The organism is Hominilimicola fabiformis (assembly GCF_020687385.1).
GTDB lineage: Bacteria > Bacillota > Clostridia > UBA1381 > UBA1381 > Hominilimicola > Hominilimicola fabiformis.
On the sequence record NZ_JAJEQM010000012.1, the window covers coordinates 48435 to 71030 of the forward strand.

24 protein-coding genes are annotated in these 22596 nt (G+C 40.1%); 3 read left to right on the forward strand and 21 right to left on the reverse strand.

From position 1 onward, the window contains the following. Positions 1–29: 29 nt before the first annotated feature. The 3 genes from LKE05_RS09255 to LKE05_RS09265 form a co-directional block, all read right to left on the reverse strand. The gene (locus LKE05_RS09255; RefSeq protein ID WP_308456624.1) at positions 30–884 is read right to left on the reverse strand and encodes a PHP domain-containing protein; all 855 of its coding nucleotides are present in this window, start codon (positions 882–884) and stop codon (positions 30–32) included. Next, on the reverse strand, positions 868–1329 hold the full coding sequence (nrdR, locus tag LKE05_RS09260; protein ID WP_022230569.1) for a transcriptional regulator NrdR: 462 nt from the start codon (positions 1327–1329) through the stop codon (positions 868–870). The genes LKE05_RS09255 and nrdR overlap by 17 nt, the downstream gene beginning before the upstream one ends. Positions 1330–1390: 61 nt before the next feature. Then, positions 1391–1648, reverse strand: a complete 258-nt coding sequence (locus LKE05_RS09265; RefSeq protein ID WP_022230568.1) for a YlmC/YmxH family sporulation protein — start codon at positions 1646–1648, stop codon at positions 1391–1393. 110 nt (positions 1649–1758) lie between these two features. Between LKE05_RS09265 and LKE05_RS09270 the strand changes: the two genes are divergently transcribed. Further along, a complete protein-coding gene (locus tag LKE05_RS09270; RefSeq protein ID WP_308456625.1) occupies positions 1759–2691 on the forward strand; it encodes a glycosyltransferase family 2 protein in 933 nt (310 codons plus the stop codon). Here LKE05_RS09270 and LKE05_RS09275 read toward each other — a convergent pair. Together LKE05_RS09275 and LKE05_RS09280 are read right to left on the reverse strand one after the other, a co-directional pair. After that, positions 2680–4914 (reverse strand): hypothetical protein, encoded by a 2235-nt coding sequence (locus LKE05_RS09275; RefSeq protein ID WP_308456626.1) that lies wholly within the window; start codon positions 4912–4914, stop codon positions 2680–2682. The genes LKE05_RS09270 and LKE05_RS09275 overlap by 12 nt on opposite strands. Before the next feature lie 62 nt (positions 4915–4976). Further along, positions 4977–5999, reverse strand: coding sequence for a response regulator transcription factor (locus LKE05_RS09280; RefSeq protein WP_308456627.1), 1023 nt, complete (start codon positions 5997–5999; stop codon positions 4977–4979). Positions 6000–6180: 181 nt separating this feature from the next. Between LKE05_RS09280 and LKE05_RS09285 the strand changes: the two genes are divergently transcribed. Then, complete coding sequence (locus tag LKE05_RS09285) at positions 6181–6711, forward strand: hypothetical protein (protein ID WP_308456628.1); 531 nt, start codon at positions 6181–6183, stop codon at positions 6709–6711. Positions 6712–6751: 40 nt separating this feature from the next. Here LKE05_RS09285 and LKE05_RS09290 read toward each other — a convergent pair whose 3' ends face one another. From LKE05_RS09290 to LKE05_RS09325, 8 genes are read right to left on the reverse strand one after another with little or no spacing between them, the layout of a single operon-like run. Then, entirely contained in the window at positions 6752–8431 is a 1680-nt protein-coding gene (locus tag LKE05_RS09290) for a sulfate adenylyltransferase subunit 1 (protein ID WP_308456629.1), read from the reverse strand. 1 nt (position 8432) lies between these two features. Continuing rightward, complete coding sequence (gene cysD / locus LKE05_RS09295; RefSeq protein WP_022230253.1) at positions 8433–9332, reverse strand: sulfate adenylyltransferase subunit CysD; 900 nt, start codon at positions 9330–9332, stop codon at positions 8433–8435. A gap of 25 nt (positions 9333–9357) precedes the next feature. Further along, positions 9358–9672: a 4Fe-4S dicluster domain-containing protein gene (locus LKE05_RS09300; RefSeq protein WP_022230254.1), complete on the reverse strand. Its 315-nt coding sequence runs from the start codon at positions 9670–9672 to the stop codon at positions 9358–9360. After that, entirely contained in the window at positions 9656–11344 is a 1689-nt protein-coding gene (locus tag LKE05_RS09305) for an adenylyl-sulfate reductase subunit alpha (RefSeq protein WP_308456630.1), read from the reverse strand. The genes LKE05_RS09300 and LKE05_RS09305 overlap by 17 nt, the downstream gene beginning before the upstream one ends. Positions 11345–11360: 16 nt before the next feature. Continuing rightward, positions 11361–12419, reverse strand: coding sequence for an ABC transporter ATP-binding protein (locus LKE05_RS09310; protein WP_308456631.1), 1059 nt, complete (start codon positions 12417–12419; stop codon positions 11361–11363). A gap of 1 nt (position 12420) precedes the next feature. Continuing rightward, complete coding sequence (gene cysW / locus LKE05_RS09315) at positions 12421–13236, reverse strand: sulfate ABC transporter permease subunit CysW (protein WP_308456632.1); 816 nt, start codon at positions 13234–13236, stop codon at positions 12421–12423. Between the two features lies 1 nt (position 13237). Beyond that, a complete protein-coding gene (gene cysT, locus LKE05_RS09320; RefSeq protein WP_117967687.1) occupies positions 13238–14071 on the reverse strand; it encodes a sulfate ABC transporter permease subunit CysT in 834 nt (277 codons plus the stop codon). A 13-nt stretch (positions 14072–14084) separates the two neighbouring features. Then, positions 14085–15116 (reverse strand): sulfate ABC transporter substrate-binding protein, encoded by a 1032-nt coding sequence (locus LKE05_RS09325; RefSeq protein WP_308456633.1) that lies wholly within the window; start codon positions 15114–15116, stop codon positions 14085–14087. A 370-nt stretch (positions 15117–15486) separates the two neighbouring features. On the opposite strand from LKE05_RS09325, the gene LKE05_RS09330 reads away from it, so the two are divergent. Further along, entirely contained in the window at positions 15487–16428 is a 942-nt protein-coding gene (locus LKE05_RS09330; protein ID WP_308456634.1) for an L-lactate dehydrogenase, read from the forward strand. Here LKE05_RS09330 and LKE05_RS09335 read toward each other — a convergent pair. From LKE05_RS09335 to LKE05_RS09370, 8 genes are read right to left on the reverse strand one after another with little or no spacing between them, the layout of a single operon-like run. After that, positions 16414–17040 carry a precorrin-8X methylmutase gene (locus LKE05_RS09335; protein WP_349164369.1) on the reverse strand — a complete coding sequence of 209 codons (627 nt, stop codon included), beginning with the start codon at positions 17038–17040 and terminating at the stop codon, positions 16414–16416. The genes LKE05_RS09330 and LKE05_RS09335 overlap by 15 nt on opposite strands. Continuing rightward, complete coding sequence (locus LKE05_RS09340; protein ID WP_118445982.1) at positions 17040–17543, reverse strand: cob(I)yrinic acid a,c-diamide adenosyltransferase; 504 nt, start codon at positions 17541–17543, stop codon at positions 17040–17042. Before LKE05_RS09340 ends, LKE05_RS09335 begins: the two co-directional genes overlap by 1 nt. 3 nt (positions 17544–17546) lie before the next feature. Continuing rightward, positions 17547–19016 (reverse strand): cobyric acid synthase, encoded by a 1470-nt coding sequence (locus LKE05_RS09345; RefSeq protein WP_308456635.1) that lies wholly within the window; start codon positions 19014–19016, stop codon positions 17547–17549. Continuing rightward, the gene (locus LKE05_RS09350; protein WP_308456636.1) at positions 19009–20013 is read right to left on the reverse strand and encodes a pyridoxal phosphate-dependent aminotransferase; all 1005 of its coding nucleotides are present in this window, start codon (positions 20011–20013) and stop codon (positions 19009–19011) included. The genes LKE05_RS09345 and LKE05_RS09350 overlap by 8 nt, the downstream gene beginning before the upstream one ends. Next, positions 20003–20971 carry an adenosylcobinamide-phosphate synthase CbiB gene (gene cbiB, locus LKE05_RS09355; RefSeq protein ID WP_308456637.1) on the reverse strand — a complete coding sequence of 323 codons (969 nt, stop codon included), beginning with the start codon at positions 20969–20971 and terminating at the stop codon, positions 20003–20005. The genes LKE05_RS09350 and cbiB overlap by 11 nt, the downstream gene beginning before the upstream one ends. After that, positions 20943–21488, reverse strand: a complete 546-nt coding sequence (locus LKE05_RS09360) for a histidine phosphatase family protein (RefSeq protein WP_308456638.1) — start codon at positions 21486–21488, stop codon at positions 20943–20945. The genes cbiB and LKE05_RS09360 overlap by 29 nt, the downstream gene beginning before the upstream one ends. After that, complete coding sequence (locus LKE05_RS09365) at positions 21485–21850, reverse strand: bifunctional adenosylcobinamide kinase/adenosylcobinamide-phosphate guanylyltransferase (RefSeq protein ID WP_308456639.1); 366 nt, start codon at positions 21848–21850, stop codon at positions 21485–21487. Before LKE05_RS09365 ends, LKE05_RS09360 begins: the two co-directional genes overlap by 4 nt. After that, positions 21835–22596: an adenosylcobinamide-GDP ribazoletransferase gene (locus LKE05_RS09370; protein WP_308456640.1), complete on the reverse strand. Its 762-nt coding sequence runs from the start codon at positions 22594–22596 to the stop codon at positions 21835–21837. Before LKE05_RS09370 ends, LKE05_RS09365 begins: the two co-directional genes overlap by 16 nt.

The window sequence follows — 22596 nt, forward strand, 5'->3', positions numbered from 1 at the left end:
AAGTCCTTTCTTACAAATAAAGAGGTCTATTACATTAGACCCCTTTGTTCTTTCATATTCAGCAAAAATTCATAAGGCACATAACCGCCCGAAACTTTTCCAAGCTCCACATCAGGCTTATTACCGCCGTGAAAATCACTTCCGCCGGACTTTACAAGTCCTAATTTATCGCATATATCAAAACACATTTTTGAAAATTCTTCGGAATAGCAGTTATATAAACATTCCGTACCGTCAAGTCCGTATTCCTTTAATTGTTTCAAAAGTGAATACAATTTGTCGTAATCTTCCGTAATATAAACAGGGTGTGCCAAAATCGCCAAACCGCCTGCATTTTTAATCATTTCAATACTTTCTTTAGGCGAATACGTTTTTCGCGGAACATAACAGCTCATACCCTTGCCTAGATACTTTTTGAATGCCTCGTCTACTGACGCAACATATCCCTTCTTCACCATAGCATGGGCAATATGTGCTCTGCCTGTATTCAAAAGCGTTGCACCGTCTTTTTGCGACAGTATATCGTCAACCGATATTTCCATACCTTGCCCGTTCACAAGTTCAAGTACTTTTTTGTTACGCACTTCTCTTGCATTTTTTAGTTCGTCAAGTTTTTCGGCAAGTTCAGTATCGTTTTCATCAATAAACAAGCCGACTATGTGCATTTCTTTTTCGTACTTTGCACTTATTTCAACGCCAGATATACCCTCAATTCCGTATTCACCGCAAGCACGTTTGAACTCGGCAAGTCCGTTTATCGTATCGTGGTCTGTAAGTGCGACGGCACTGAGTCCTGTTTTATGTGCTTTATGCGCAACCTCCGACGGAGTAAACGTACCGTCGGACGCAGTTGAATGCGTATGCAAATCAATCTTTTTTATCATCGATAAGTCCCTGCAATTCTGCCATAAACGTATCTATATCATCAAAACTTTTGTATACAGACGCAAAACGTACATAAGCAACTTCATCAAGTTTTTTAAGCTTTTCCATAACCTTTTCACCGATAGCGGTGCTTTCGATTTCACGCGTCATTGACTGATACAATTCGCTTTCAATATCGTCCGCAATCTGTTCCATTTGCGATAGAGATATAGGACGTTTTTCGCAAGCCGTAATTATTCCTTTTAACACTTTTCCTCTGTCATACTGCTGACGTGACTGATCTTTCTTTATAACCGCAAGCGAAATCGCCTCAAGCTTTTCGTATGTAGTGAAACGCTTTTGACATTTTAAGCACTCACGTCTTCTTCTGATGGAATTGCTTTCTTCGGTAGGTCTTGAATCAATGACCTTACTTTCGGCAAATCCGCAATATGGACATCTCATTTGTGTTTCTCCTTTATGTATAGTATTTATGGTATTATTATATACTATTCGATAATTTTTTTCAAGATAATTTTTCATTATCAATATCAAAAAATCGCACAAGAACCAAATCTTCCCCGACCACCTCAATAGCGCTCCACGGAATGACAAGTTCACCCCCTCCGAAAAGCCTTGCCAAACAGCACCCTTTTCGCGGAACTATTATAGCTTCGATGTTCCCCGTACTCTCGCTTATCTCCACGTCACTGATGCGTCCAAGCCGCTCTGCCGTCTTTATATTCACAACTTCTTTTTGTTTTAAATTATACCCTCGAAACATAATATATTCATATCCTTTCTGTATTTCATTGTGTGTGTTATATTTATGATTTTGTTGACTTAATTATTATAATCAGTTATAATCTTAATTATAAAAGGTAGGTGGAAAATATGAAATTGATAAGCGTTATAGTGCCTGTATACAACACTGAAAAATATATCGAAAAATGCGTTATGAGCATACTTAACCAAACATATAAAAATCTCGAAATAATACTTATTGATGACGGCTCAACGGATAATTCACCGCAAATATGCGACAGTCTTGCCGAAAAAGACAACAGAATTACGGTAATCCACCAGCCTAACGGAGGTGTGTCTTCCGCACGAAACATCGGTCTTGACAATACGCACGGCGATTATATAACGTTTGTCGATTCCGATGATTATATCGAACCGAATATGATTGAGTTTCTTTCAGAAAATATCGGTGATACCAATATAGCAATGTGCGGTTACACCAGTGTAGAGGAAAACGGCAATCTCTCTCCGCAGGAAAACGTAACTGTCACAGACGGAATTATATCAACCGATACATTTTGGAATTATTTTTACACCGACACAAGAATTTATTACGTCACCTTGTGGGCAAAGTTATATAAAAGTCATCTTTGGAATAATGTTCGTTTTCCGCTTAATACGTTGCATGAGGACGAATTTGCCGTACATCAAATAATAAGTCAATGCAGCAAAATCGCAGTTTCAAAAAAACCGCTTTATTTTTATCTTCAGCGTGAGGGCAGTATTATGCACACGCAGTTTAAAACCGAAAACCTAAACGCCGCCGAAGGTATGCTTGACCGTTGTCAATTTTTCTTTAACAAAAAAGAATACACCCTCGCCGAAAAGGCTCTTTCTATGGCAATGTACAGTATCATTAAAGGTTACGGCATTTTAGGAGAAAGCGATAAAATCAAAGAGCTTTATAATCAATTTCGTTTGATGTACCGAAAACTTGTTTTTAAAAATACAAGTATGAAATTCAAATATAAATGCGGAATTTTCGCACTAAATAAACAAATATTCATCAAATTAAAAAAGTGACGACTGCTCGGTCGTCACTTTTTGTATATCCATATACGGGTTCATTTTGTCGTTCCATATATAAACCGATATTTCTGTATTTTTCAGTTCATTCGGTATTGTAAATTCTGCCGTAAAATCATCATTTACGTTCACCGTTTCAACTCGTTTCAAAACATCATTTTCTTTGTATACAACATACATTTTTATATTTTCCGCCGACACTTGCTTGTCTAATATAATTTTCGCATTAACCCTGTCACCGTCTTTTGTAAACTCAACTTTGTTGCTTACAGTCGGTATTGCCGTCGGTTCGGCGGTCGGCTTAACTGTCGGTGTTGCAGTCGGTTCTGTGGTTGGCTTAACTGTCGGTGTCGCCGTTGTTTCGGCCGTTGGCTTAACTGTCGGTGTCGCCGTCGGTTCGGCTGTTGGTGTTGCTGTCGGTGTTGCCGTCGGTTCGGCGGTCGGCTTAACTGTCGGTGTCGCCATCGGTTCGGCTGTTGGTGTTGCTGTCGGTGTCGCCGTTGGTTCGACTGTTGGTGTTGGTGTTGCTGTCGGTGTTGCCGTTGGTTCGGCGGTTGGTGTTGCTGTCGGTGTCACATCTCCGACAATCAGTTTAAAGCTACGTTCAACATTTCCGCTTGCAGTCGGTGCAGTAACCGTTACATCATACACGCCCTCTGCAATATCATCCATGAATCCAATCGTTGACGAATATTTCGTCACACTTATATTGTCCGTTATCGGTGCAAAGCACATATTAAGTTCCTTAAAATCACCCTCATAATTCCCGTCATCTGTCAATGTCGAATTTCTCGGGCCGTACGTTTCACCGTTATACGAAACGGTATAAACAAGCGGTACCATACTTATATCATAAAAACCGCTGCCCTCAAATTCCGTTTCAATCGGAATATCAAAATAGCCTTGATTAACTTCAAGTGAAGTGTCATTAAACTCACTTCCTGTTATCCCAAAACTTTTCAAAACAACAGATTCTTCCGTTTTACTGCTCGTCTTAAAGCCGTCCACCGTCTTGTCAAGCGTCATATGCGATTGAGTGGCATACGGATTGAAAGTAAAACTTCCGTCACCTTTTGATGTCTTAATATATAATCTGTCATACTCGGCAATACCCGAAGAATTTACTCCGCCCGAAGTTTGAAATTCTGTCACACCGCTTAATGTACCGTTTACCGTAAGCAATCCGTCCTTTGCCAAAACAAGTGTACCTCCGCCGTAAAAATCATTTACACTGCATTCACCCAAGTTTGACATATCCAAAATTCCGTTTGAATTAATCTTTACGTTGACATCGTCATTAATCTCGGTAAGTTCAAGCATTCCGCTGTCCACCGTAAGCAAACCTATATTTTTCATTGCACTGCTGTACTGATACTCCGTTACCACACTGACATTTGCTCTGCCGCTACCGCAGTCGCCGTCAATCTCACAAATAGAACTGTTGCTCAAATTAATATTCACATTACCCGTCACACCGTACACTGTCGAACCGGCAGTCGGTGCGGTCGGCTCATTATTCGGATCAAGGAAATTATCGGAATTATAATAACCTTCTTTCGCTCCGCAAGAATACACCTTACCGATATTTTTACCCGTCACACCGTTTATATCAATTTCAACATCTTTATCAAAACTGCCGTTGATACTTCCGGCATAGATATTTCCGAAATGCGTTTTATTACCGCTTAAAACTATCTTGCTTTTTTCTCCGACCGTCGGACTAAGGCTCACACCGTTTTTATCGTACAAAGTACCGCCTACAATATGTACTTCCCTTGTATTTTGAAAATATGTAACATTGTCAAGCGTAAGTGTATATCCGTTTGCCGCAATCAGTGCGTGATTGCCGTTTACAAGCGACAAAACCACATTTTTAAAACTCACGTTTCCGCCCAAAACCACACCCGCTTTGCGTATTGAAATCTCCGGTGCGGTATCGCTTTTTGAAGTGATTGTAACATTTTTGTTTATTACAAGCGGTTTATCGTCACTGCTGTTTACAAATGCGCCTTTTTCGCCGACACATATTGTACCGCCGTCCTCAACGGCATTTAATGCGTCCTCAAACAGATTATAAGGCGATTGTTCTGTTCCGCTTCCTGTGCTCGAACTGTTTCCGCCGGTAAATTCGGTGTACACCGTATTGTCACTTACCGCCATTACTATCGGCGGACAAAGTACTATACAAAGTATTAAAATCAATATGTTTTTCAGTTTCATTAATTCGCCCCTTTTTTTCTTTTTTAGTAACATTATACTATTAAATCCGTCTTTATACAAGTTTAAATCTGATAATTATAATTATCCGGCAACCTGTACTGTGACGGAACAATGCCGTATTGCTTTTTGAAAAGTTGCGAAAAATATCCGACGTCCTTATAATCAAGTCTTAATGCGATTTCGGTAATTTTCATTTCCGTATTTTTCAGTAACCACCCTGCACGTTTTAAGCGTACAGTTGTGATATAATCCACAAAGCGCATACCTGTCTGTGTTGCGAACACCGTACTTAAATACGAACTGTTCATATACAGCTTAGACGCAATAGTCTTTTGTTTCAGGTCACTTTCCGGATTGTTCAATATGTATAATATAACATCCTGCATTTGCGGATTTTGAACTTTGGGATATAATTCCCACACTTCGTTTGCAGTTTCGATAACCGTCCTTTCGGCGTCCTCGGTTCTCTCTATCCCCACATACTCCTTGACATCAATATGCGGAATATACAAATCAAGCCATTCGTTTTGCTTGAAAAGTTCGTTTACAACATTGTCGTATGTGCTGATAACCGCATTTTCCGCAAGCACGTTATCTGTAGCAATATTGTATATATCAGTGCGTGTATCGGCAAGCTGTTTTTCAAGATTGCCGCCGTGCTGTTCTATACAACTGAGTATTTCTTCGGAATGATAAACTTCTTCCTTCTTGTCAGTTCTGTTCTCTATGCGGTCGAAAATCGAACAGAACGACTTTTCAGTCAAAGGCTCTGTAAGATAATCAAACGCACCGTAAATTATACCCTGTCTTGCGTTTTCAAAATTCGGCTCACTGCTGAAAAGCACCACGCAAGAACACAGCCTTTCACCTCTGATGTGCCTTAAAAGCTGAAGTCCGTCCATTCCGTCAATATCCGTTTGCATGACTGCCAAATCATAGTGCTGTTTTTTAACCTCATCATAAGCCGCCGCACCGTCTTTTGCGACCGCCGATATTTCAAATTCCGAATTTTCGCCCCAAATATTCATTCTTTTTATCTTTTCAGCAATATTTTCATCCTTAAAAACAAGCAATACCTTGTACATATAATCCCCTTCTCACACCGTATTTTTATATCATACTTATCCGATAGGTTTAATCATAACACATATTTTTTTTATTGTCAATTTAATATAGGAAATTTTTTTAATTTTTTTGTATTGTCATTTAACCGTATATATTATATAATTTTATAAAAACAATTTTTACGAACGGAGTTGTTGTTTTATGGAATTGAAGATAAAGAAAATATTTTTTAAATCATATATATTAAATACCGAAAATCAAACAGAATTTATAATAAAGAAAAACCTGAAAACATACGGTGAATATTCTGTCTGTAACAGCAGCGGTGAAATTGTTTATTCCGTAAAAATCGACCCTAAACCTCTCGACAAACGCATTAAATACGTCTTTACCGAACACGAAACACAAAACGAATTTTACGCATGGGCAGACTACAAATGGAACGACACCGAAACAAACGGCTCTGCTTTAAAGAAGCTTTACGATATTTTCGTAACACCCCCGATTGAATTTTATATTGAGGCTGAAAGCTTTTTCGGTGAACTTTGTATAAGACGAAGTAAATTCAATAAATTCGATATTCTGATAAATAACAAACTCAAAGGTTTGATTACAAATCACAAAATTTCATGTGATGAAATCGACGATAAAGCACTTCTTGCAATGCTTTACGTTTTTTCAAAATTTGTTTCGGATAATGAAAAAGAACTTGTTTCCGCTAAAATTATGTAATACAAAAGGCTGTCGGCATTTCGCCGACAGCCTTTATTTTTTATTTTACGGTAACTTTTCTGTATGTATTAAAGTTTAACCATTTTTCAAAGAATTTGTTTTCGTCATCTCTTGTTGCATATTCCCTAAGGAAGTTCACAACTTTTTCTCTTGAATCAGCCTTAATTTCAAAACCGCGTCCGTTAATGACAGGGTAACCGTCGTATTCATAATTCTTTGTTTCGATAATATCGCCTATCTTCTTATTTCTGACTTTAACCGTAACTCCGTCACGAAGTACAATTATATCAAAGCTGTCAGGATATTTATAGCTTTCACCCTCTGTCGGAATTTTGTCACCGACAGTATAAGTCTTGTCAACAGGTTGATATTTAAGTACTGACAAGCTCTGTGGATCGTAATAGAATTCTTCAAAAATATCGCCTCTTGCCTCAAGGTTTTCAAACTTAAACGATGCTCTGTCCGAGAAAGAACCGCCCTTTTCTTTAAGTTCGTCAACAACACCGCAAGCCGAAGTCATATTTGTCACACGGTCGATAAGAATTAATTCACCGAGTGTTCTGTGTTCTTCAAACAAGTCTGCAACAACAGCCTCTGTAAGCAAAATTTCGCATACCGCAATACCGTTTTTGCCTATTGTTTCCGCATTGATATGCTCACCTGTATTAACGTCAATCGCATAATCAATACCTGCGACTATACCTGCGATTGTCTTTGTACCAATCTTTACAAGATAGTCTTTTCCGACTGTCAAAGGCTCATCGTCCATCCACAAAAGTGACGCTGTAAGACGCTTATAAGGTGCAAGGTTTGTACCCTTTACAAGCACACACCCTCTTGAAACGTCAACTTCTTTGTCAAGAGTAATTGTGACAGGCTGACCTTTAAATGCAGTTTCTGACTTCTTGTCACCTACATAAATTTCTTTTACATGAGCACTTTCATTGCTCGGCAATGTTGTAATCTCGTCACCGACATTTATGCTGCCCGATTCAATCTGACCTTGAAAACCTCTGAATGTGTGGTTCGGTCGGCAGACTCTCTGTACAGGGAGATAAAATCCCTGTTCCGCATTTTCTTCGCTTATATCTACATTTTCAAGATATTCCAAAAGCGGTTCGCCGTCATACCAAGTGATGTTTTCCGATTTAACCGTTACGTTGTCACCCTCTGTTGCAGACAATGGAATTATCTTAACGTTTTCAAGTGACAATTCGTTTTTCAATTCTTCAATCTGTCCTACGATTTTATCATAAGCATTTTTATCATACTTTACAAGGTCCATCTTATTTACGGCAAACACAAAGTAACGTATACCCATAAGCTTACAAATTCTCGCATGACGTCTTGTTTGAACAAGCACGCCTTGTGACGCGTCGATAAGAATTACAGCCAAGTCCGCAAATGACGCACCTACTGCCATGTTTCTTGTATATTCTTCGTGTCCGGGTGTATCGGCAACGATAAAGCTTCTGTTGTCAGTTGTGAAATAGCGGTATGCAACGTCAATCGTTATACCTTGTTCTCTTTCGGCCATAAGTCCGTCAAGTAAAAGTGAATAGTCAATCGCTCCGCCTCTGCTGCCGACTTTACTGTCAAGCTCCAACGCTTTCTCCTGATCAGCATAAAGAAGTTTTGAGTCGTAAAGGATATGTCCTATAAGTGTTGACTTACCGTCGTCAACGCTTCCGCAAGTTATAAATTTAAGTAATCCGTTCATATTAGAAATAACCCTCCCTTTTTCTGCGTTCCATGCTTCCTGCCGCCTCATTGTCTATAACTCTTGAAGTTCTTTCGGAAGATACCGCACTTAGTGTTTCTTCAATAATTTCGTCAAGCGTATCGGCAGTCGATTCTATACCGCCTGTAAGCGGATAACAGCCAAGTGTTCTGAATCTTACTGATTTGTATTCAGGCACTTCTCCCTCTTTTAGAGGTAATCTGTCGTCATCAACCATTATAAGATTACCGTCACGTTCAACAACAGGTCTTTTTGCCGCGAAGTAAAGCGGTACAATATCAATCTTTTCACGCTTGATATACTGCCAAATATCTTTTTCTGTCCAGTTTGAAATTGGGAATACTCTCATACTTTCGCCCTTGTTAATCTTAGTGTTGTAAAGTTTCCACATTTCAGGACGTTGGTTTTTAGGGTCCCAAGCCTGTGCCTCATTTCTGAATGAGAAAATTCTTTCCTTTGCACGCGATTTTTCTTCATCACGTCTGCCGCCGCCGAATGCCGCTGTAAAGCCGTACTTTGTAAGTGCTTGCTTTAATGCCTGCGTTTTCATTATATCAGTATAAGCCGCACCGTGGTCAAACGGATTGATACCTTGCTTTATACCTTCCTCATTTGAATACACAATCATTTCAATACCGAGTTTCTTTGCGGTATCGTCACGGAATTTAATCATATCCTTAAACTTCCAAGTTGTGTCTATATGCATAAACGGGAACGGCGGTTTTTCAGGATAAAACGCCTTCATTGCAAGGTGCAGCATTACTGAACTGTCCTTACCGATTGAGTATAGCATTACAGGCTTTTCACACTCTGCCGCTACCTCTCTTATAATATATATTGCTTCTGCTTCAAGCTCATCAAGATGTGATAATTCACTCATTTAGTGTCCCTCCTTTTAGTGTCCCTTAATACTTATTTGATTCTTTTCTGTCTATGTCTATTTCGGAAACCGTGCCGTCATATTTTTCAATTACCCATTTCAAAATATCGCCGTTTTCCTCTGTATGTACCTTACTTCCCATACCGCCTATATCCGCACCAAGATAAAACGATATTGCGTGCATAGGACATTCCTTGATACAGGAAGTACAGCCCCAGCAATCTTTCGGGTACTTTATAAATGCTTTATTATCTCCGTCCTTTTTTATAAGACTTCCCGGACATACCATACAGCATTTTCCGCAACCTATACATTTGCTTTTATCAATCATTATGCTCATATGTTCTGCCCCCTTCCACAAGGTCACGAAGTATAATTTCTATTTCACCGTCTTTAAGACGTGAATTGACGTATTTATTAAAGTTTTCGTTATCCTTATTCGGATAATCAAGATTTTCCGCAAAACTGTGCCAGCGTGTTTCCTTTCTCGCTTTGAGGTGTGCTATAACACTCCTTGCAACGACAAGTCTTTCACGAAGTTCGTATATATACATAAGCTCCTGAAAATCTTCTGCGTGAAGTTTTTCTGAAAGCTGATAGATTTGACGGATTTTCGTATCGGCTATGTCAAGCTGTTTTTCATTAAAGCGATAATTTGTCTTGATACCGCCTGCATACGAATCCATAACGGTCTGCATTGCCTCTTCAAGCTGTTCTGTCGTGAATGTTCCGTCAATGTTTCCGTAAAGGAAATCTGTCACTTCCGACAGGTGACGTTCAATGTCACTTTCGTCAATCGCACTTATTTCGCCAAGTTCAGAAATTGCGGTAAGTGCCGCGATTTCACCCTCTGCCAAAGCACCTGTAACGTATTTCTGCGGACAACCGCCTGCAACGTCACCTGCGGCATACAAGCCTTTTACGGTAGTCCTTCTCTTTGTATCCACCCAATAACCGCTTGCGGTGTGACCGCCTACGATATAAGGCTCTGTACCCTCTATCTCAACATTTTGCTCCGACGGATTTTTACCGCTTTCAATCCATTTAAGAGTCTGTGACGGTGCCATATTCAGATAAGCCTTTTTCAAATCCTCGCTTGCCTCTTGGGATATACCCTCTGTACGAAGATAGCAAGGACCTCTGCCCTCAATATTTTCATTCACCGTTCCGTACACTCTCTCGGAGGTTGTAAGACCGTATTTTGTTTCGTAAACCTCACCGAGCGAATTTATTTGCTTTGCACCCGCACCTTGTGCCAAAGTACCTGTCGGGGCGATTGTATCTTTACAGCGAAGTGCTATAAATCGCATTTCAAATGTCGTCATTTCCGCACCGGCTTTTATACCCATTGCATATCCGGCACCCGTATTAAACGGCGGATACCACATTTTATGACGTGAAAATCCGGGATTATTCGGCTTGTAAAGGCCGGCCGCACCGCCTGTTGCGATTATAACCGCTTTCGCCTCGATTATGTAAAACGTATCGTTTTCAATACCTATACCGTATGCACCCTTTATCCTGTTACCCTCAACCGCATAATCAATAATATTTACACGATTAAGTACCGATACATTTTCTTTTTGCAATGCCGCCTCTGCCAAAATAGGCTTTATATTTTCACCGTTGATTTTAAGGTTTCTGTTACCTCTTGTCACATACTTTCCGTTTTCGTCCTTCAAAATAACAAGTCCGAGTTTTTCAAGTCTGTCTACGACTTCATTCAGCTTTTCGGACATTGTAAGAAGTAAATCTTCTCTGACAATTCCGTCCGCGTCCTTTTTTGCATAATCAACGTAATCCTGCGGAACACGTCCATCTGTTATGTATGCGTTAAGTGCGTTGACGCCTGCGGCAAGACAGCCGCTTCTCTTTATATGTGCCTTTTCACATATAAGCACCTTAGCATCGGAATGTTCTGCGACAGTAACCGCCGCATAGCAACCGGCAGTACCGCCGCCTATAATTAAAATATCTGTTTTTAATCTTTCGGTTTTCAATATATTTGTCATATAAACACCTCTTTTATCAGATTACCAATGAATCCTCCGAAATTGATTTATTGTCAAGCAAGTATGCCTTATCGCCTACCGTAACAAATATTCTGTACAAGAATACATCAACTTCTTCACCGACTTCAATCGCCTGTTCGTCAAGACCGCGTCTGGCTTTAAGTTCCGTACCGTCCACGTCTACGACCACTTCTATACTGTCGCCTCTGAACAATACATTTTTCGCAACTCCGTGAGATGCGGAGCTTTTGTATTTCTGTACTTCATTTTTCTTTGTCACTTTAACAAATTCAGGTCTTACGATTGCTTTTTCGACATTTTCAATATGCTCAAAATTATGAAACTTTGAATAATCATCAACGAATGTTGTTTCTCCGAAAAACGATGCCGTAAATGCTGTTTTCGGATTGTGATAAATTTCAATAGGTGTTCCCGTATGTTCAATTCTACCCTTATTTGTTATTATAATTTCGTCTGCAACTTCGATTGCCTCATCTTGGTCGTGGGTTACGAATATACTTGTAACTCCAAGCTTTTCAATCATTTCTCTAAGCCAGCTTCTAAGCTCTTTTCTTACCTTTGCGTCAATCGCCGCAAACGGTTCGTCAAGAAGTAAAAGCTGTGGATTAGGTGCAAGCGCTCTTGCGAATGCCACTCTCTGTCTTTGACCGCCCGAAAGCTGACTCGGATAACGTTTTTCCAACCCCTCAAGACCTATAAGTTTAATAAGTTCTCTTACTCTCTCGTCTATCTTCTTTTTATCGGCTTTCTGAACTCTAAGACCGAATGCGATATTGTCATACACCGTCATATATCGAAACAGTGCGTAATTCTGAAATACAAAGCCAATCCCTCTCTTGCTTGCCGCAATGTCGTTTACTCTCACACCGTCGATTATAATATCGCCGCTGTCCGGAGTCTCAAGACCCGCAATCATTCGCAGAATAGTTGTCTTACCGCTGCCGCTCGGACCTAAAAGACCGATAAGTTTACCCTTTTCAACGCCGAAGTTGACATTGTCCGACGCTTTATAATCGCCGAAGTTTTTGTTTATATTTTTTAATTCAACGTACACTCTATTCCGCCTTCTTTCCTTTGTATTCAACAACACTTCTGATTATCAAAATAATCACTGCCAAAATCACAAGTATTGACGCTACCGCAAATGCCGGTACATATTTATTGTCGCCGAAAAGTATTTCAACCTGTAACGGAAGCGTATTCGTTTTACCTCTCAAATGTCCCGAAAGGACTGATACAGCACCGAATTCACCCATCGCTCTTGCCGTACAGAGTACCACTCCGTAAAGCAATGCCCATTTTATATGAGGGAATGTTACTTTTCTGAAAATAGTAAATCCGCTTGCACCCATAAGTGCCGCCGCTTCTTCCTCTGTGCCCTGTTCCTCAAGTATCGGTATAATTTCTCTTGATATAAACGGAAACGTTACAAATATCGTTGCCAATATAATTCCCGGTACGGCAAACACTACTTTTATACCGGCTTGCTGTAAATAAGGATAAAGCACGCTTTGTCTGCCGAATACCAATATGAATATCAAACCTGCTATAACGGGTGAAACCGTTACCGGAATATCAATAAGAGTTGTCAAAACCTTTTTGCCTTTAAACCGGAACATTGTCAAGAACCATGCCGCAAACAGTCCGAAGAATGTGTTTACAACAAGTGCCGACAAAGTTGCTTTTGCGGTAAGTTTTACCGCGCTTATCGTATCTTTATCGGTTATGTACTGAAAATATTTGCCTCCACCGTTACGAAGTGCAACGGATATAACCGTATAAAGCGGAAGAATTAAGAATACAAATGCGAATAATACGCTGACGGCAATTAATATCCATTTAACAACCTTACTGCCTTCATTTTTCTGCATACTATCTTCCTCCTTTTAATATTTTTGTGTTTCTCGCCTGAATAAGATTTACAATGAACAATATTGCAAATGAGAATGCAAGCATCACAAGTGCTATTGCCGTTGCACTGTTATAGTCAAAGTCCTGTAATTCCGACATAATTATAAGCGGTGTTATTTCCGTTTCATAAGGCTTGTTGCCTGCTATAAAAATTACACTGCCGTATTCTCCTATACATCTTCCGAGTGCCAAGCCAAAGCCTGTAAGTGCGGGAGGAATTATTTCCGGTAAAATTACTTTACGAAATATCGTTCCTCTGTTTGCACCAAGCGCCCCTGCCGCCTCCTCATATGACGGATCAAGCTTTTCAAGTACAGGCTGTACCGCTCTTACAACGAACGGTATGCCGATAAATATAAGCGCCACTACGATTCCGATTCTTGTATGTGCTATTTTTATACCGAACGGTGCGAATAATTTTCCTATAAGTCCTTCTTCTGTTGTAAGGTTTGTAAGAGCCAAACCGGCAACAGCTGTCGGAAGTGCGAACGGAAGTTCAATCATTCCGTCAAGAACACGTTTAAACGGAAAATCATATCTTACAAGCACCCAGGCAAGTATGACGCCCATAATCGAATTTATTATTGATGCGATAAGCGAAGTGAGGAAAGTTACCTTAAAACTTGCAAGAACACGCGGACGTGTAATTGTTTCGATAATATCGCTCAGGTGCATTCTTGATGTGTAAATCACAAGTGCCGCCAACGGTATAAGAACAACTAAGCTCAATATTGTAATTGTCACGCCCATTGAAAGTCCGAAACCGGGTATTACTCTTTTCTTCTTTGCTTTCATTTACATTCCTTCTTTACTTATCTGTTTTTTCATAAATGCGGTCAAATACTCCGCCGTCATCAAAATGCTTTTTCTGTACTTCGTCCCAACCGCCGAAGTCTTGTATTGTTACAAGATTTATGTTAAGGTCAAATGTATCTGCATATTCGTTTAATATATCAGGGTTTGACGGACGGTAGAAATTGTCGCCTGCAATTCTCTGTGCCTCATCGGAATATAAATAACTTAAATATTCCGTTGCAACATTTCTTGTACCTCTTTGGTCAACCACATCATCAACCACCGCAACAGACGGCTGAGCCAAAATGCTTATGCTCGGCGTTACGATTTCATATTCATCGGGATTTTCCTGAACCGATAGGAACGCCTCATTTTCCCAAGCGATAAGTACATCGCCTTGATTGTTTTCAACAAATGATGTTGTAGCACCTCTTGCTCCCGAATCAAGTACAAGCACGTTTTCGTATAACTTCTTTATAAATGCCTCAATCTGTGTTTCGTCACCGTTGTAAAGTTTATCGGCATATGCCCAAGCCGCAAGGTAATTCCATCTTGCACCGCCTGAAGTTTTCGGATTAGGTGTTATAACTCCGACGCCGTCTTTAACAAGGTCGCCCCAATCCTTGATATTTTGCGGATTGCCTTTTCTTACAAGGAATACGATTGTTGAAGTGTAAGGCGAACTGTCTTTGTCAAATTCATTTATCCAGCCGTCCTCTATAAGTCCTGCGTCTTGTATTGCCTTTACGTCATATTCAAGCGCAAGCGTTACAACGTCTGCCTCGTTTCCGTTTGCAACTTCAAGTGCTTGCTTACCGCTGCCGCCGTGTGACTGTATAACTTCAACGTCCTGTCCTGTTTGCCCTTTCCAATGCTCTGCGAAAAGTTTGTTGTACGCACTGTATAATTCTCTTGTAGGGTCGTATGATACGTTCGTTATCGTAACCGACTTTTCTGTACTTGTGTCTGCACTGTTTCCGCAGCCTGCAAGTACCGTTACCGCCAAAATTGATGTTAATAATATACTAAAAATTTTCTTTTTCATAAATTCATTACCTCGCTATAATATAAAATTTATTTTTTTATCACCTCTGAGCCATACACATTCGGCAACACATCTTTCTATATACCATGCTTTTTCTGTTCAAATTTTCTCTCATAATCGTTGCCTCCTTCGTTATTCATACTTTTCCTATGGGATATAGGATTTTTAATGTCCTTATCTTACTCCTATATTGTCGTTTTGTCAACATTTTCATATAGTAAAAAAATTAAATTTTTTTCCTATATGTTTTATTTCGGACGACCGATGATCGTCCGCTACGAAATACTTATAAATTAAGAAAAGCAAAATTATCCGAATATAATTAATCATACTTGCAAATAATAACACAAAACGAAAGGCGGAAATTTTTATGTTAAGAGGAAAAATAGTAGTAGTTGGTGCCGGTTTTGTGGGTTCTACGACCGCATACACAATAATGCTTGACGGTTTTTTCAGAGAAATTGTATTGATTGACGTAAACAAAGACAAAGCCGACGGTGACGCTCTTGATATGGCTCACGGCACATCTTTTCTAAAGCCTGTAAGCGTTTACAGCGGAGATTGGAAAGACTGTGCCGACGCCGATATAGTCGTTATAACAGCAGGGGTAAACCAAAAAGTCGGCGAAACACGAATTGACCTGTTAAAACGAAATACCGAAATTTTTAAAAGTATAGTTGAAAATGTTATGAAGTACGCGCCGACAGACGTAATACTTCTTACCGTCACAAACCCTGTCGATATTCTGACATACGTCACCTACAAACTTTCGGGGCTTCCTAAACAGCAAATTATCGGCTCGGGTACGGTTCTTGACACTTCAAGACTGAAATATCTTATCAGCAAACATACGGGAATTGACGCGCGTTACTGCCACACATACATTATCGGTGAACACGGTGACAGTGAAGTTGCGGCATGGAGCATTACAAACATTGCCGGTATGAGTATGAAAAGTTTTTTTGAGCATTACGGCAAGTGTACAGATGAAGATTTACAAGCGATGTACAGCGAAGTTAAAAACTCCGCATACGAAATTATACAAAAAAAAGGTGCAACCTACTACGCAATAGCGACAGCAGTTGCACGAATTGTCGAATGTATTTCCGGCGGTGAAAATTCTGTTCTCACCATTTCAAGCGTCTTAAACGGCGAATACGGAATTGAAGATATTTCGCTCAGCGTTCCGACACAAGTTTCGGGTTACGGTGTTGAACGCATACTTGACGTTCCTTTTAACGAAATTGAACTTCAGGGCCTTAGAAGCAGTGCCAAAACACTTAAAGACAGCCTTAAATCAATCGGTTTTTAAATCATAAATAATTGCATTACAGATTGCGGCGGCCACATTTGAGCCGCCTTTTCTGCCTCTTGCGACTATATACGGCACACCCGATGTCATAATCAATTCTTTTGCCTGCACAACATTCACAAAGCCGACAGGTACACCGATTATCGCAATCGGATTAATTTGACCGTTCTTTATGAGTTTGTCAAGTTCTATAAGTGCGGTCGGTGCATTTCCCACAGCAAAAATCACGTCTTTTTCAAGTTTTGACGCTTTTTCCATACTCGCAACGGCTCTTGTAGTGCCGTTTTCCTTTGCGGCTTTTGCAACGTCCTCGTCGGACATAAAACAATGCACCTCTCCGCCGTATGACGCAAGACGTTTTTTGTTTATTCCCGAACGTGCCATTTGCGTATCGGTTACAATATCCGCACCGTTCTTTATCGCGTTCTTTATAATCTCAACCACGTTTTCCGAAAAACACAAATTGTCAAGATAATCAAAATCGGCGGTTGTGTGAATAACACGTTTAACAATCGGTTTAATCTTTTTTTCTATATCGTGCGGAAGTTCGCTCTCTATGATTTCAAAACTCCTCTTTTCGATTTCTGAAGGCAATACGTTTTCAAATTCCATTAATATTCTATCCCCTCTCTTGCAACAATTCCCTTGTCATATGGGTGCTTTATCTTTTTAATTTCAGAAATATAGTCGGCTCTTTCACAAAACCATTCATCAGGGTTTCTGCCCGTCATAACAAGCTCGCCGCCGTAATTTTCAACAATATTTCTCACACTCGCCTTATCAACCAAATCATAATTATATGACGCAAAAATTTCGTCAAGCACTATCATATCAAATTCATTCATATTATCAAGTGCATACTGTAAATTTTCGTTATGGCATTTCACGATATTTTCTTTGTCACTGTCGGACATACTTCTGAAAAAGCCGTAGTTTTTGTCACAGCGCATAACCTTTATATTCTCACACTTACCCAAAACTTCAAGTTCCCCCGTATACGAGCCTTTTAAGAACTGCATAAAAAGCACTTTTTTACCGTAACCGCCGCAACGCACCGCAAGACCGATTGAAGCGGTCGTTTTGCCTTTGCCGTCACCGCAATATATGTGTATCATTTTCTACACCTCTTTGTTAATAATTTTGTATATCAAGTCCATATCAAGACTTTCACGCACCATATCGGCAAGCCTGTCATATTCACGTTCTTTCAGTTCCGCCATATCAATGCTCTTGATTTTTGTACTGTCTATACCCTTTTTGTCACACAAACACTTGACAATTTTATCGGCACACTTATCAAATATGCCGTGTACATAACTTCCGTAAACGTCACCTTGTGAAATTCCGTCTTGCTTGCCGTTTGACAGCTTCGTCATATAAGGGACACTAAATTCACTTTTACCCATATGAATTTCATATCCCTCAAATTCAGTGCCGTTAAGGCTTTTTAGTGTCCCCGTCATATTTTCAAAAACACCGTTTACTATCGTTCTTGTCTTTTCGGTTTTAAACTCCGTTTTCATCGGCAAAAGTCCCATACCGCGAACACTTCCGCCGTTTTCCACGCCGTCTGTATCGGTGATTTTTTCACCAAGCATTTGATAACCGCCACATATACCGAAAATAGGGCATTTACTTTTTTTAACCGCCGCCTCAATACCGTTTTCCCTCATCCACAAAAGGTCGGCAACAGTATTTTTACTTCCCGGAAGTATAATCATATCGGGATTACCGATTTCACTCACATTATTAACATACCTTACCGACACACCGTCTATGCATTCAAACACGTTAAAATCGGTAAAGTTTGAAATTCGCGGAAAACGTACAACCGCAATATCAATCACATTTACAGTCTTATTTTCAAAACGTTCCGACAGGCTGTCCTCATCGTCAATCATAAAATGACCGTACGGAACAACTCCGACAACAGGTACATTCGTAAGATTTTCAATCATATCAAGTCCGGGACGCAAGATTTCCACGTCACCGCGAAATTTATTTATAATTGTCCCCTTAATTCTCGACTTTTCCTCATCATCAAGCAACATAACAGTTCCGTAAAGCTGTGCAAAAACACCGCCCCTGTCAATGTCACCGACAAGCAGAACAGGTGCGTCAGCCATTTTCGCCATGCCCATATTGACAATATCGTCCTGTTTCAAATTTATTTCCGCAGGACTTCCCGCCCCCTCAATAACGATTATATCGTACATTTCCGACAGTTTGTTATACGCTTTCATAATGTCGGGTACAAGTTTCTTCTTATATTTAAAGTAGTCCACCGCATTCATATCGCCCTGAACTTCACCGTTTACAATAACTTGTGATCCTTTATCGTTGGTAGGTTTAAGTAAAATCGGGTTCATCAAAACAGACGGCTTTACGCCTGCCGCCTCTGCCTGTACGACCTGTGCACGCCCCATTTCAAGTCCCTCGTCAGTGATATACGAATTGAGCGCCATATTCTGCGACTTAAACGGTGCAGCCTTAAAGCCGTCCTGCTTAAAAATTCTGCACAATGCCGCCGCAATAATGCTTTTTCCCGCATTGGACATTGTTCCCTGTATCATAATCGCTTTAGCCACATATATCACCCAACTCTCTTATAAATTCCGCGTTTTCATCGTGTTTTTTAACTGCAATTCTGTAAAAGCCTTCGTCAAGACCGTTAAAATTTCCGCAGTTCCTTATCAGTATTTCTCGCTTTAAAAGTGACTTGTCAAGTCCGACACTGCCTTTAAATAAAATAAAATTTACGTCCGAATTAAATACTTTAAAGCCCAAATTTTTAAGCTCGCCTATTAAAAATTCACGTTCTTCTCTTATAATTTTTTTACCTTTTTCAAGATAATCATTATCATTAATCGCCGTAATTCCGCCGATTTGTGCCGCCGCCGACACATTCCACATCGGCAGCTGTCTTTGCACGTCACATACAAAATCAGTATCGGCAATCATATAACCGAGCCTTAATCCTGCCATTGCGTAAGTTTTCGTAAAAGCCTTGATAACAGGTACTTTTTCTTTCATCGAATATCCGTCCGCCAAATCCATAAAGCACTCGTCAAACACGCACACGATTTCCCTTTCACCGCAAACCTCCGCAATATGTTGAGCCTTTTTTTTATCTGCAATTTTTCCGACAGGATTATTCGGATTGCATATGAAAACCATATCAATATCATCAAGATAATCAATAAAATCATCTTGCAGTTCAAAATCATTTTCTTCTTTCAAATAATAATAGCAAATTTGCGAACCCACGCTTTTTAATGCCCTCTCGTACTCTGAAAATGTAGGTGCCAACAAAAGCGATTTTTTCGGCATAACCGCACGAACGACCGCAAAAATCATTTCCGCCGCACCGTTTGAGCAAAGCACATTATCTACGCCGACCTGCTCTTTTTCCGCAATGGCATTTCTTAAATTTATACACATTGCGTCAGGATAAATACCGAACTGTTCGATATTTTCCGCAATCGCTTTTTTTACGTTTTCACTCATTCCGAGCGGATTGGTATTCACCGAAAAGTCAAGACGCACCTTATTTCTGTAAATGTCACCGCCATGCTCATATACCATATACAACACCTACCGCCACTTTCAATCCGACAAACAGCACCGCCGAAATTACGGACGTCATATACATAAGTTTAATCGAATCTGCAATATTATCATATTTAATCGGCTTAATGCCATCGCCTATAAACGGCTTTTTGTACAGCTTACCGAAATAGTACGCATCACCCGCAAGCTGAATTTCAAGTGCACCTGCCACGACCGACTCCGTCTGAGCCGAGTTCGGACTTGCGTGATTGCGTGAATCGCGTTTAAAAATTCTGTACGCATTGCGTGAATTATAGCCCATAATTTTTGATGCAAAAATCATCAAATATGCCGAAATTCTTGACGGTATATAATTTGCAATATCGTCAAGCTTTGCGGCAAATCTGCCGAAATTTATGTACCTGTCGTTCTTGTAACCGACCATTGAATCCATTGTGTTAATCGCCTTGTAAATACAACCCAACACACCGCCGCCGATTGCCATATATATGAGCGGTGCAATAACTCCGTCAGACGTATTTTCCGCAACGGTTTCAACAGCCGCTTTCGTTATCCCAATGTCGTCAAGACTTTCCGTATCACGTCCGACAATCATAGAAACGCTTTTTCGTGCGCCGTCAACGTCACCGTTTTTGAGCGGTTTATACACACTCATACCTGCTTGTTTCAATGACTTCGCCGCAAGCATAAAATAGCATATAACGCTTTCAATCGCAATACCGAAAAAGTAATTTAATCTGTACGCAAAAAACAAAATCGCAAACGGTACACCGCCGCATATAATAAGCACGCATATCGCCATAACCGCACCGCCGAACCTTTCGTTTTTCGTGAAAATTCTTCTCATAACCTTTTCCAAAAACGAAATCAAATAACCTATAAGTCGAATAGGGTGCAGTTTAAAATCGGGGTCGCCGAATATTGCGTCAAGCACAAAACCTATACTAACCGCAGCCGATTGGGCTATAATCATCAACTATCTCTCCGTTTCTCATTTCAAATTCATATCCGCAGCCGTTTTTGACCTGATAATCATAAAAATTACCGCCAAAAAGTTTCTGCATAATCGCCATAATACTTCCGCCGTGAATTACAAACGCCGTGTCACGCTCCGTAAGGCTCTCAAAAAAGCCTTCTTTGCAGCGATTTTTAAAATCTTCGTGTGTCTCGCCGTTCGGAAACGGCAATTCACCGTTGCTGTCAAGCCACTTTTGATAATCGGGATTATCCTTTAAATCCTCGTATGATTTATTCTCAAAATCGCCAAAATCACATTCCTTGAGCTTATCGCAAATTTCAATATCCACATTCGGATATATATATTCCGCCGTTTGAATACACCTCTTTAACGGACTTGCGACAACCCTCTCACACTTAGGATAATCGCCTTTCAGACAGTCGGTATTTATCAAATCTTCGTCCATTGTTCCGATATATCTTCGCTTTAAATTTCCCTCCGTCATACCGTGACGTATAAGTATTATCTTCATTTAATTCTGTTCCCCACTCCGCATACAACTCGCACGACTTCGTCCGCTTTTTTCGCGATATAACAGCACGTTCTTCCGACTGTTTCGCGCCATTCTCTGTCACCTTTCTCCATAGGAACAACGCCGTAACCGATTTCGGTTGAAATAATCGTTATATCGTGATTTTTCTCCGAAATCTCGTCAACAACCGCAACAATATCCTTGCCGTCAGCCATCAATTTTTTTATAAAAATATGAAAACCATAAACTGCCTTCGCAGTAAAAACACTGTCATAATCGGCAATTAAAATTTCATCAATACCATAATTTTCTCTTACAAAATCACGCTTTCCGCAATCCGCGCCGCCTATAACAAAACGCATAATACACCTCCGAAAATCACGCACAAAACCTCACATATGCATACAAAATATCCTGCAATATCGCCTGTTATTCCTCCGAATTTACTGTATGCAACGTGTCTGTACCACAAAAACGAAATCACCGCCGCGCATATCGTACCAAGTCCGTACACGCCTGTAAAACAAAGCATCGCAACGCACAAAGCAATATACAAAATCATAACAGTCACAATCGTTTTTTTGTGTGCGGCACTCTTAAATGTATAAAGAAGTCCGCTGTTTTTTGCACATTTAAAAATGCCGATTGCCAATCCGCTAAGAGAACGCGATAAAACAAAGCCTACACTCACCGCTATAGTAGCTTTTATATCCCATATCTCCGTCATAAATCCGAAAAACAACAGATAATACATTATCGCACCGATTATCGCAAATGCACCCGTATGCGGATCTTTTAAAATTTCGAGTTTTTTCTCTTTGTCACCGTATGATGAAAGTGCATCAGCTGTGTCAATAAATCCGTCCGTATGTATTCCGCCAGAAACAAGCACCGGCAAAGCTGTCATCACAACCGCATAAACGCTTGTGTTAAAACCAAATCTACCGCATAGAAATCGTACAAGTAACATAAGTCCGCCGATTACTGCACCGACAAGCGGAAAAAAGCACATTGCGTATTTCATATTTTTTTCGTTCCATTCCACTCTCGGCATAGGAATTTTTGAATACATCGAAAATGCTACGCATATTGATTTAATTATGTTCAT